This is a genomic window from Mucilaginibacter sp. (assembly GCF_025362475.1).
Lineage (GTDB): Bacteria > Bacteroidota > Bacteroidia > Sphingobacteriales > Sphingobacteriaceae > Mucilaginibacter.
Genome location: NZ_JANYGH010000029.1, coordinates 137,546 through 149,355 on the forward strand (window position 1 = coordinate 137,546; position 11,810 = coordinate 149,355).

Annotated in this window: 10 protein-coding genes; 5 read left to right on the forward strand and 5 right to left on the reverse strand. The window is 43.1% G+C overall.

The genetic code is table 11. The annotated features are described in order from the left end of the window. Nucleotides 1–66 precede the first annotated feature (66 nt). Nucleotides 67–1,185: a DNA polymerase IV gene (dinB, locus tag Q0R88_RS11130; RefSeq protein WP_295716059.1), complete on the forward strand. Its 1,119-nt coding sequence runs from the start codon at nucleotides 67–69 to the stop codon at nucleotides 1,183–1,185. An 18-nt stretch (nucleotides 1,186–1,203) separates the two neighbouring features. Here dinB and Q0R88_RS11135 read toward each other — a convergent pair whose 3' ends face one another. From Q0R88_RS11135 to recJ, 3 genes are all read right to left on the reverse strand, one after another. Next, on the reverse strand, nucleotides 1,204–2,727 hold the full coding sequence (locus Q0R88_RS11135) for a GH3 auxin-responsive promoter family protein (protein WP_295716061.1): 1,524 nt from the start codon (nucleotides 2,725–2,727) through the stop codon (nucleotides 1,204–1,206). Between the two features lie 6 nt (nucleotides 2,728–2,733). Further along, nucleotides 2,734–3,474 (reverse strand): LPS export ABC transporter ATP-binding protein, encoded by a 741-nt coding sequence (gene lptB, locus Q0R88_RS11140; RefSeq protein ID WP_366087120.1) that lies wholly within the window; start codon nucleotides 3,472–3,474, stop codon nucleotides 2,734–2,736. Nucleotides 3,475–3,585: 111 nt separating this feature from the next. Continuing rightward, a complete protein-coding gene (gene recJ / locus Q0R88_RS11145) occupies nucleotides 3,586–5,292 on the reverse strand; it encodes a single-stranded-DNA-specific exonuclease RecJ (protein WP_295716063.1) in 1,707 nt (568 codons plus the stop codon). An 85-nt stretch (nucleotides 5,293–5,377) separates the two neighbouring features. Here recJ and Q0R88_RS11150 point away from each other — a divergent pair, with 85 nt between their 5' ends. Next, nucleotides 5,378–6,151: an MBL fold metallo-hydrolase gene (locus Q0R88_RS11150; protein ID WP_295716065.1), complete on the forward strand. Its 774-nt coding sequence runs from the start codon at nucleotides 5,378–5,380 to the stop codon at nucleotides 6,149–6,151. On the opposite strand, the gene Q0R88_RS11155 is transcribed toward Q0R88_RS11150, so the two are convergent. Beyond that, nucleotides 6,148–6,567 carry a response regulator gene (locus Q0R88_RS11155; protein ID WP_295716067.1) on the reverse strand — a complete coding sequence of 140 codons (420 nt, stop codon included), beginning with the start codon at nucleotides 6,565–6,567 and terminating at the stop codon, nucleotides 6,148–6,150. The genes Q0R88_RS11150 and Q0R88_RS11155 overlap by 4 nt on opposite strands. 443 nt (nucleotides 6,568–7,010) lie before the next feature. On the opposite strand from Q0R88_RS11155, the gene Q0R88_RS11160 reads away from it, so the two are divergent. From Q0R88_RS11160 to Q0R88_RS11170, 3 genes are all read left to right on the forward strand, one after another. Continuing rightward, entirely contained in the window at nucleotides 7,011–8,021 is a 1,011-nt protein-coding gene (locus tag Q0R88_RS11160) for an LLM class flavin-dependent oxidoreductase (protein WP_295716069.1), read from the forward strand. A 169-nt stretch (nucleotides 8,022–8,190) separates the two neighbouring features. Continuing rightward, a complete protein-coding gene (locus tag Q0R88_RS11165) occupies nucleotides 8,191–8,925 on the forward strand; it encodes an acyl-CoA desaturase (protein ID WP_295716071.1) in 735 nt (244 codons plus the stop codon). Between the two features lie 300 nt (nucleotides 8,926–9,225). Further along, a complete protein-coding gene (locus tag Q0R88_RS11170; protein WP_295716073.1) occupies nucleotides 9,226–10,482 on the forward strand; it encodes an aminotransferase class I/II-fold pyridoxal phosphate-dependent enzyme in 1,257 nt (418 codons plus the stop codon). A 155-nt stretch (nucleotides 10,483–10,637) separates the two neighbouring features. Here Q0R88_RS11170 and Q0R88_RS11175 read toward each other — a convergent pair. Continuing rightward, on the reverse strand, nucleotides 10,638–11,810 hold a 1,173-nt coding region (locus Q0R88_RS11175), incomplete at its 5' end, for a DEAD/DEAH box helicase (protein ID WP_295716075.1).

Here is an 11,810-nt window from a genome sequence, read left to right on the forward strand (position 1 = left end):
CGCATCATTGAATAAAAATTATAGATACCTTTTTGCGAAGCAGGGCAGCTTATATTTGCAATACCGATGCCAGACCAACCTATACAGATCATTCGTAAAATTATCCATATTGATATGGATGCATTCTACGCGTCTGTTGAGCAGCGGGATTTTCCGGAGTACCGGGGCAAGCCGTTGGTGGTTGGTGGTTTGCCGCAAGGCAGGGGCGGGGTAGTAGCCACAGCCAGTTATGAGGCCCGCAAGTTTGGTATCCGCTCGGCCATGTCATCAAAAAGGGCTTTGCAGTTATGCCCCGATGCCTTGTTTGTAAGGCCACGCTTCGCGGCTTATAAAGAGGTTTCGGAACGGATCAGGGAGATTTTTAGCAGGTATACGGACCTGATAGAGCCGCTCTCTTTAGATGAGGCTTATCTTGATGTTACCAACGATAAACTCAACATCGGCTCGGCAATTGATATTGCCAAACAGATAAAACAGGCCATTAAAGACGAGTTAAACCTAACAGCCTCGGCGGGTGTATCTATCAATAAATTTGTAGCCAAAATAGCATCCGATATCAATAAACCCGACGGCCTGAAGTTTATAGGGCCATCAAATATTGAAGCTTTTATGGAGGCTTTAGGGGTTGAAAAGTTTTTTGGCGTAGGCAAGGTAACTGCCCAGAAAATGAAACAAATGGGCCTGCACACCGGCGCCGACCTAAAAAGGCTGAGCGAGGAGGAAATGACCAAACACTTTGGCAAGCCCGGCAGGTTTTACTACCAGATAGTACGCGGTATTGATAACAGGGAAGTACAGCCCCACCGCGAAACCAAATCATTAGGTGCCGAGGATACCTTTGCCTATGACCTTACCACCCTGCCCGAAATGGAGGCCGAACTGGATAAGATAGCCCTTACTGTTCATAACCGTTTGCTAAAGTATGAGCTGAAAGGCCGGACGCTAACCCTCAAAGTAAAATACAGCGATTTTAGGCAGATCACCCGCAATCAATCATTTACTACCGCGTTTAACGATTTGGAAACTATTAGCCAAACGGCTAAACAGTTGATGGCTGCTACTAACCCGGATGATACCCGCATCAGGCTGTTAGGCATTTCGCTATCCAATTTTGGTGATATTGTACCCAAGCATAAAGAAGAAAAAGAAATCGGCCCCGGAGATCAGCTGACTTTAAAGTTATAAGAATTGAAGGTATCGCGTCTATAGTCCTACCGGTTCCATTATCTTCAAAATAGCATCCACATACTCGCGGTCGTTTGCTAATCGCGGTACTTTGTGCTGACCGCCCAGTTTTCCTTTTTCCTTCATCCAGTTAAAAAAGGTGCCCTGGGGTGCAACGCGTACTATAGGCCGGCGCAGGGCAAGGTCTTTAAAACGCTTGGCATCATAGTCGGAATTGATGCGGCGCAGGGTTTCATCCAGCAGGTCAACAAAGCGTTCAAATTCGGCGGGTTTCTTTTCAAACTCTATGATCCATTCATGAGCGCCACAGTCGTTACCGTTAAAGTATACCGGGGCAGCGGTGTATTCACGAATGATAGCGCCGGTTTGGTGGCAGGCTTCTTCAAGCGCCTGTTCAGCATTGTCAATGATCACTTCTTCGCCAAAGGCGTTAATGTAATGTTTGGTTCGGCCGGTAACCCGGATCCGGAAAGGTGCCAGTGATGAAAATTTGATGGTATCGCCAATCATATACCGCCAAAGGCCCGCGTTGGTGCTGATGATGAGGGCATAGTTCTTGTCCAGCTCTACTTCATCAAGCGTAAGCGTTTCGGGGTTTTCGTGATGCAGGTTCTCTAAGGGTAAAAATTCGTAAAAAATACCATAGTCAAGCATCAGGAGCATATCTCCGGGCTCTTTGGTATCCTGGATGCCGAAGAAGCCTTCGGATGCATTGTAATTTTCCAGATAATACATGTCATCGCTGGGAATCAGTTTTTTAAACTGCTCGCGATAAGGGGTGAAATTAACGGCGCCGTGAAAATACATTTCCAGGTTGGGCCAAACTTCCAGCAGGTTTTTTTTGCCGGTGATCTCCAGTACGCGTTTAAACAATACCAGGTTCCAGGTAGGTACACCGCTGATGCTGGTTACATTCACATCTTTGGTGGCATAAGCCATCTTTTCAATTTTCTCTTCAAAATTTTCAAGTAACGCGATATCCATATCGGGCGTGCGGTGAAATTCGGCCCAAAGGGGCAGATTTTTCATGATCACCGCGGATAGATCGCCGAAAGAAGTATCGGCACTTAGCTGGCTCACCTGGTGACTACCACCTAAGGTGAGTATTTTACCAGTGAACATACGGGCATTGGGTTGATTATTAAAATAGATGGTAAGCAAATCCTTACCGCCTTTAAAGTGACATTCTTCTAAGGCCTCCTCGCTTACAGGTATAAATTTGCTCCTATCACTGGTAGTGCCCGATGATTTTGCAAACCAGCGGATCTCTGACGGCCACAGCACGTTTTTTTCGCCCTTGAGCATCCGCTCGATGTAGGGTTTAAGCGTATCATAAGTTTGGATAGGTACCCGCTCTTTAAACTGGTTGAGGTTTTCAATACTTTTATACTGATACTTGCGGCCCCATTCGGTGCTTTCGGCCATAGATATGAGCTGCTCAAACCATTCTTCCTGTACTTCATTAGGGTATTTCATAAAAAGCTCTATCTGGTGGATACGCTTCTTCATAAACCATGTAAATACAGAGTTGAAAATTGTCATATAAGCTTATTGAGGGAATACTTTTCTTTTCAAAACAAAGTTTGCACCCAGGTACACCTTACGTACCATTTCATTTTCGGCCAATACCTCGGGCACGCCCGATTCCAGTATCTTGCCTTCAAAAAGCAGGTACGCACGATCTGTAATGGATAGGGTTTCCTGTACATTGTGATCGGTAATCAGGATGCCGATGTTGCGGTGCCTCAGTTTTGCTACCATCGCCTGGATCTCTTCTACCGCGATAGGGTCAACCCCGGCAAAAGGTTCATCCAGTAAAATAAAATTAGGTTCGGCGGCAAGGGCGCGGGCAATTTCGGTACGGCGGCGTTCACCTCCCGATAGCAGGTCGCCACGGTTTTTGCGCACTTTATGTAAGCTAAACTCGTCTATCAGTTCTTCCAGTTTATCGCGTTGCCTGTCTTTAGGCATAGTGCCCATTTCCAGTACCGCTTTAATGTTATCTTCTACAGAAAGCTTGCGGAAAACTGATGCTTCCTGCGCCAGGTAACCGATACCTTTTTGAGCCCGGCGATACATGGCATCACCGGTAATATTTTTATCATCCAGAAAAATAGTACCCTCATTAGGCTTTATCAATCCTACGATCATATAAAATGAGGTGGTTTTCCCGGCTCCGTTCGGCCCAAGCAAACCAACTATCTCGCCCTGTGCTACCTCGAACGATACATCGTTAACAACGGTGCGCTGTTTGTATTTTTTTACTAAATTTTCTGCTCTTAGTATCATTATTTTATTTTTCCGACCGTCATTGCGAGGTACGAAGCGATTTCTAACCGTACAGGGCTGACCTGCAAATCGGGGATTGCTTCGTACCTCGTAATGACAGGTATGTGTAGCTTACGCTCCTATCCTTATTCCTTTTATATTTAACTGTATAGTCCTTCTTTCCCGCCAAACGTTTTCTTCAATGCTGTAGCAAATATCAAACGGAACACCGCTTTTCAATTGCGGCAGATATTCGCCATGGTTAAAGGCAATGCAATCAAAAGCTGGTGAGCCTTCCTGCATTACAGCCATTTTTATATGCGCCGAACCTACCAAACCCGCGTTACCGCTAACATACACATTTTTACTAATGAAAATGGGCGCCATATTCTCGGGGCCGAAGGGGGCAAACTGGTTCAGTATTCTAAAAAATTTAGGTTCTATGTGGCTTAAACGTAATTCGGCGTCAATTTGTATCTGTTGAATTAATTGTTCTGGTAATATGGTGGCGCTTACCACTTCTTCAAACCGGTTTTTAAACGCTTCAACGTTCTCTGGATGCATGGTGAGGCCCGCGGCATACTTGTGGCCACCAAACTGGATAAGCAGATCTTTGCACTCGCAAAGAGCCTCATAAAGATCGTAGCCGAGCACAGAGCGTGCCGAACCCGCCACATGACCGTTTGATTGAGTGAGCACGATGGTTGGCCTGTAATATTTTTCGGTAAGGCGTGATGCCACAATGCCGATAACGCCTTTATGCCAGTCTTTATTAAAAACCACGGTTGATTTTTTGCCAATCAGGATCTCGTCATTATCAATCATCCCCAGGGCTTCATCGGTGATATTAAGATCATGGCCCTTGCGTTCGGTATTGCGGGTATTGATCATGAGGCCTTTTGCCTTGGCTACCTTTTCATCGCAGGCTATCAGCAGTTCCACGGCATGTTTGGCATCATCAATACGGCCGGTTGCGTTAATACGGGGCCCAATCAGGAACACCACATCAGATATGGTTAAATTACCCGGGGTTCTGCCGGCTATTTCTATTAATGTTTTTACGCCGATGCAGGGATTGGTATTTATCTTTTGCAGGCCAAAATGTGCCAGTACCCGGTTTTCGCCGGTGATGTGTACAATATCGCAGGATATGCTGATACAGGCAAGATCAAGGTATATGCTTACTTCCTCAAAGGGAATATCATTTTTTTCGGCGTAAGCCTGTATTAATTTAAAGCCGATGCCACAGCCGGATAATTCTTTGTAGGGGTATTCGCAATCTGCACGTTTGGGATCAAGTACGGCTGCCGCGGCAGGCAGTTCGGCACCGGGTAAGTGGTGATCGCAAATAATAAAATCAACACCCAAAGTATTGGCATAATCAATTTTATCCACCGATTTTATTCCGCAATCCAGCGCGATAATTAGGCTGAAGCCATTTTGGGCCGCATAATCAATTCCCTGGGTTGATATGCCATAACCCTCTTTATACCTATCGGGAATATAATACTCCAGGTTTGTATAGCGTTTGCTAAAAAAGCCGTAAACGGTGGCTACCGCGGTTGTACCATCAACGTCATAATCACCGTATATCAATATCTTTTCGCCGGCAGCCATACCAAGCTCTATGCGTTCAATGGCCTTCTCCATATCCTTCATCAGGAATGGATCATGCAGGTGCCGCTGATCGGGTCTGAAAAAGTATCGGGCCTCTTCAAAATCACTTATACCCCTGTTAACCAGGAGAGTACTTAAAACGGTATCAATATTAAGTTCGGCGGCTAATTTGCTTACCAATCCTTCATCAGCATTTTCCCTTACCGCCCAACGTTTATTCATATCTTTGTAGCTTTTAAAACAGTAAATATAATTATTGACTTTTTAAACAGACAAAGTTACATTCAAAATCTGACACATTGCATCTATGGAAATTTTCGCGTTAGGAGAGGGCTCATATTCAGTTGATTCAACTAAAAAATTTATTCCATTTAACCCCGAGACTGACAATTTCAGAGACCGACCGGGTTCATTGTTTATCCATGTAAACCCTTTCCTGATCAAAACCAGCCGCGATCTTATCGTGTTAGATACGGGTCTTGGCTTTAAAGATACCCGCGATGAACTGATTCTGCATCAAAATATCCGCAACGCGGGTTTTGATCCGGACGATGTTACTTTGGTGCTCATGTCGCACCTGCATTATGACCACTCTGGCGGCCTGGTGGTTGAGCGTAATGGCAAACTGGTGCCCAGCTTTCCGCAGGCCAGGCATATCATACAAAAAGGAGAATGGGAGTTTGGGATAACCGGCAAATCATCATCATACCATAAAGAGATATTTAAGGCCCTGCAGGATGCTAACATTACCCTTGTTGAAGGTAGCGGCGATTTGATACCCGGTATAAGATATGAACTATCCGGCGGGCACTGCCCTTTTCACCAGGTTTTCTGGATAGATATAGAAGGTACAAAAGTGCTTTTTGGTGGCGATGAACTACCGGAACCAGAGCAACTGATAAGAAAATTTATAGCTAAATATGATATGGATGGGCGTAAGGCGATGCAATTACGTGAAGAGTATGGGAAATTAGCATCAGAAGAAGGTTGGACCTGCCTGTTTTATCATTCCAAATCATTTGCAATTGGTAATGTAAGCAGTGATGATGGTGGCGAGCATTTTAAAGTTACGCCCGCTTAAACCTGTGGCTGCACATCAAAAAGTTCTTTAATTTTTTCTACGTTAAGCGGTTTGCTGATAAAGTCTTTTACTAGTGGGTACGAGCGCGCTTTATTAATGTCGTTACTAAATACAGATGATGATATGATAAAAATTTTGCTTTTGCCCAGCGGATCGAGGTTTAAGCGTTTGTATTCGTCCAAAAATTCCCATCCGTTCATAATAGGCATATTAATATCCAAAAGTATATAATCGGGCAATTTATTGGGGTCCTGGTTCTGGATCTCAGCTAATTGCTCAATAGCAAATTTACCGTTTAAGCAGGCCATGATCTCTGTATTTAATAAAGCCTTCTTTATTAGTTTAATGGAGATGAAATTATTGATCTCATCGTCATCAACCAATAATACGCTAACGGATTTTGTGTTAATTGTCATAATTCGCTTAAATCGATATTCTTTATACGGAACAATAAATTAAAAGGTTATACCCCTAAAAGTTGTAATTTCTGTAATTGTTTGCATACCAAGGAAGATAAAAATTTAATTAAAAAAGTTTTATAGTTTTTTTAATTTTTTGAGCTGATGAATGGGGCTTTTCAACTATAAAAATACCGAATTTTTAACTGCATAATCCCTTCTTTTGGTATCTGAGATGGATAAAAATGACATTTTACGGATACGGTTGACGCGTAAGCTCCAATTTGCAATTTGATTTTTAATAATGTGGAAAATCTACATCCATTTTTAAACACGTTTAAGCAAAATTCACTGGTGTCCGGATGGTTATTTGTGCCTGTTTAAAAGTAATTCCAAAGCCATAAAACCCCATTGTAATATCCACAGGCAAACCTATGCTTATTTTTGTGTTCATATATAATATGGACATAAAGAAAATTCGCTTAAGTGTGCTTGATCAGTCGCCTATTAGAAAAGGCGCTACTGCCGAGCTCGCAGTAAAAGAAACTATACAACTGGCAAAGCTTGCTGATGAATTAGGATATACCCGTTATTGGGTATCTGAACATCATAACACCGGTAGTTTGGCCGGCTCAACCCCCGAAGTATTGATAGCCCACCTGGCGGGGCAAACCCACCGAATGCGTATCGGTTCGGGCGGTATCATGATGCCTAACCACAGTACCTTAAAGGTGGCCGAAAATTTCAGGATGCTGGAAGCATTGTTTCCCGGTCGTATTGACCTGGGCATGGGCCGCGCACCCGGCACCGACCGTATTACGGCATCGGTACTAAATCCTTCCAACCAGTTTAAGGAGCAGGATTTTGTGGAGCAGCTGGCCGATTTAAATAACTATTTTCATGATACTTATGAGCCGGGTACCATTCAGGCTAAAATAAGGGCTATACCACAGGTAAAAACGGTGCCTGCTCAATGGTTGCTAAGCTCAAGCGGGCAAAGCGGTTTATTTGCCGCGCATTTTGGCATGGGCTTTTCCTTCGCCCATTTCATAAACCCTAATGGCGGGCCGCAAAACGTTAAATTGTACCGCGAGCGTTTCCAGCCATCTGATGACCTGGCACAGGCTGAGGTTAACGTAGCAATTTTTGTTTTTTGCTCTGAAGATGAGGAGAAGATTAAGCAACACCGGGCGGTTATGGATCATCGTTTCCTGCAGTTTGAAAAAGGCGGACCAATTATTCCCATAGCTTATGATGACATTAAAAACGAAGTTTATACTGCACAGGACCAGGAACGTATCCGTCATAACCGCTACCGGGTTATTACAGGTACACCATCCGAAATTAAATTAAAGCTGGGCTGGCTGGCAGATGATTACAATGTTGATGAAATTATGGCCGTTACGATCACCGAAAACTTTGAGGACAGACTGGAATCCTATCGATTACTTGCCCGGGAATTTAATTTATAATAACAATAAAAAAAATATTTCTTAGTAAGAAAGGCTGCTATTTAAGGGGAATATAGCCTTTCTTCATAAAAAATTCACGTCAAAAATTTCGCACAAAAACTTTTTATCGGTTTTAATCGTACCTTTGGAAAGATTATAAATAACAGTTCATTCTAATTATTCTAATTCAGTGGTAATAATAATATTCTTCATAGCGCACTGGTTCTTGTCGCTATTTTTTCAAACGTTCTTCTTACACAGGTACGCTTCACACAAAATGTTCACAACAAACAAGTTTTTTGAGGGAACATTTTATCTGCTGACATTCATTTGCCAGGGGTCTTCTTTCTTAAATCCTCGTGCCTATGCTATAATGCACCGTGAGCATCATGCTTATAGCGATACCGAAAAGGATCCGCATTCACCACACTTTTTTAAGGATGTTTTTCAGTTGATGTGGCATACTGTATTAAGTTACCGCGATCACGTTAAAAGGTTAAAAGAACCCGAAGAACGTTTTAAAGGTAATTACCCGGAATGGCGCTTTTTGGATTACGTTGGATCGTCTATCGCATCACGCCTTACATTTGGCGCATTATATATCGCTTTTTACGTAGCATTTGCTACCCAATGGTGGATGTACCTGTTAATTCCTATCCATTTTATGATGGGCCCTATTCATGGCGCAATTGTTAACTGGTGTGGTCATAAATACGGTTACGCTAATTTTGATAATGGCGATAAATCAAAAAATACAACCCCGTTTGATTTCTTTATGCTTGGCGAATTGTTTCAGAACAATCACCACAAGCGCCCCAATAATGCAAATTTTGGAGCCAAATGGTTCGAAATTGACCCTGTTTACCCTGTAATGAAACTGATGCACTGGATGCATATCATCAGGTTAAGGAAAGCATATTTGTAAGGGATTAAGGATTTTTGGAGCAAGGAACAAGGATTTTTGATATAAGGATCAGAGATTTTTGGAGCAAGGAACAGAGATTTTCGGAGAAAAGACCTTGTATAAATTATAAATAGAAAAAGCAATCTAAACGGTTGCTTTTTCTATTTACTAACTTTTTTGTCCGTGCTCCAAAAAAACTTTGGTTCAAAAGATACTTGTTCCTTAATCCCCAAATCCTTAATCCAAAAAAAATCCTTGCTCTTTGCTCCAAAAATCCTTGCTCCAAAAATCCCTATATTTGCCGCTCATAAAATCAACAACATGAGTGTTTCTGTATTAGCTCAAAATTTACGCGGATCCGAGATCATCAAGATTGCGGGCGAGATAAATGAATTAAAACGTCAAGGACAAAATATCGCTAACTTAACCATTGGTGATTTCGACTCCAATATTTACCCTATCCCTGCCGATTTAAAAGCAGGTATTGTAGATGCTTATAATCAAAACCAAACCAACTACCCGCCGGCTGATGGGATGTTAAATTTGCGCGAAAGTGTTTCGGTGTTTTTGAGCAGCAGAATGGGGCTTCATTATAAAGCAAACGAGATACTGATCTCTGGCGGTTCGCGGCCACTTATTTATTCTACATTTTTAGCATTGGTTGATCCGGGCGATAAAGTGGTTTTCCCTGCACCTTCATGGAACAATAATCACTATAGCGACCTTACCGGCGCCGAAGCGATCATTGTAGAAACTAAGCCCGAAAATAACTTTATGCCCACTGCGGATGAGATTCGTCCGCATTTAAAAGGAGCAACATTACTGGCACTTTGCTCGCCCCTGAACCCAACAGGCACCATGTTCAATAAAAAGGACCTGGAAGAAATTTGCGACCTGGTAATTGCCGAAAACAAAACACGTGCTGCCGGCGAAAAGCCATTGTATCTGTTGTATGATCAAATCTATTCGCAGTTAACGTTTGGCGATTTTAAACATTATGATCCTGTTACTCTGCGCCCGGAACTTAAAGACTATACCGTATTTATTGATGGCGCATCCAAATGTTTTGCCTCAACAGGTGTACGTGTGGGCTGGGGCTTTGGTCCGGCAAACATCATCGATAATATGAAAGCCATTGTAGGCCACATGGGTGCATGGTCGCCAAAGGCCGAGCAGGTTGCCATGGCGCATTTTATAATGGACAAACCGGCCGTTGATGCTTATTTGGAAGACCTTAAAGGAAAGATCCAGGCCAGCCTGACCACTTTGCACGAGGGCTTCCAGGCACTTAAAGCCGAAGGTTTCCAGGTAGATTCTATTACCCCGATGGGCGCAATCTATCTGACCCTTAAAATTGATTACACAGGTAAAACCACACCTGATGGAACGGTATTGAACAACTCTGCTGATATTAACTTTTATTTGATAAAAGAAGCTAAAGTGGCCTTAGTGCCGTTTTCTGCTTTCGGCACTGATGATTCCGTTAATTGGTTCCGTGCTTCGGTAGGTGCAAGCACGCTGGAAGAAATTCAGCAAATGATACCAAGAATTAAAGAAGCGTTGGGTAAGTTGAAGTAGGTAGCCCCACTTTTTGTCATCCTGAGCGATAGCGAAGGATCTGTTAGCGAACTATGCATATCGGATTTGCATGTTGTAGAATAGATCCTTCGTGCCTCAGGATGACAATTTTTTTGGGACAATGATCAGTTTACATCATCTGCACATCCGAAAGCCTACCCCAATATCTCCTTAATATCATCCGCAGAAAGCGACTTGATAAAGCTCTCCTCTGTAGTGATTAAAGCGCGGCTGAGGCTTAGTTTGCGCTGTTGCAGGGCAAGTATCTTCTCCTCAACAGAATCTTTAGTGATGAATTTATAGATAAACACGTTTTTGGTTTGGCCAATACGGTGAGTACGGTCAATAGCCTGTTGTTCTACAGCTGGGTTCCACCATGGGTCAAGTATGAAAACATAGTCGGCCTCGGTAAGGTTAAGACCCACTCCTCCGGCTTTTATCGAAATCAGGAACACCCTTGTCTTTTTATCTTCCTGGAATTGCTTTACCACGTCACCGCGGTTTTGGGTGCTGCCATCTAAATAAACGTATGGCACACCTTCTTTATCAAAATGCTCGCGGTAAATAGTAAGCTGTTTTACAAATTGAGAGAATATGAGCACTTTATGCCCGCCATCCAGTACGTTGGCAAGGGTATGCACCACGTCTTCAAACTTACCGCTATCGCCCTCATAATCCTTATCAATCATAATGGGGTGATTAGCTATCTGCCTTAGCTTGGTTAATCCCTGTAATACCTGTATCTGGCTTTTGGCAAAGGTGCCGTCTTCCAGGCTTTTAAGCAGTTCGTTGCGATACTCTGATTTTACTTTTTCATATACCGATGACTGTTCTTCGCTCATCTGCGAGTAGAAAAGGTTCTCGGTTTTTGGAGGGAGCTCTGTAGCTACCTGTTCTTTGGTTCGGCGTAAAACAAAAGGCTTTATCAGGGCCTGCAGTTTGCGAGCCTTGTCTTCGTCCTTTTTCTTCTCGATAGGCGAAACAAACTCATTTTGAAAAAACTGCTGACTGCCCAGCAAGCCGGGGTTAATGAACGACATCTGGGTCCAAAGGTCATTCACCGAGTTTTCTACCGGGGTGCCGCTCAGGATCAGTTTAAAGCGCGATTTGAGTTGTTTTACCGCCTGGAATGATTTAGATGATGGGTTCTTGATATTCTGGCTTTCATCCAATATCACATAGTCAAAAAAGAAGCTGCTCAACACATCAATATCAATCCGCGTAATGCCGTATGTAGTTATTACCACATCATACTTACCAAATACCTCTGCCTTTTTATTGCGGAAAGCCCCGGTATGCACCATCAGTTTCAACTTAGGCGCGAATTT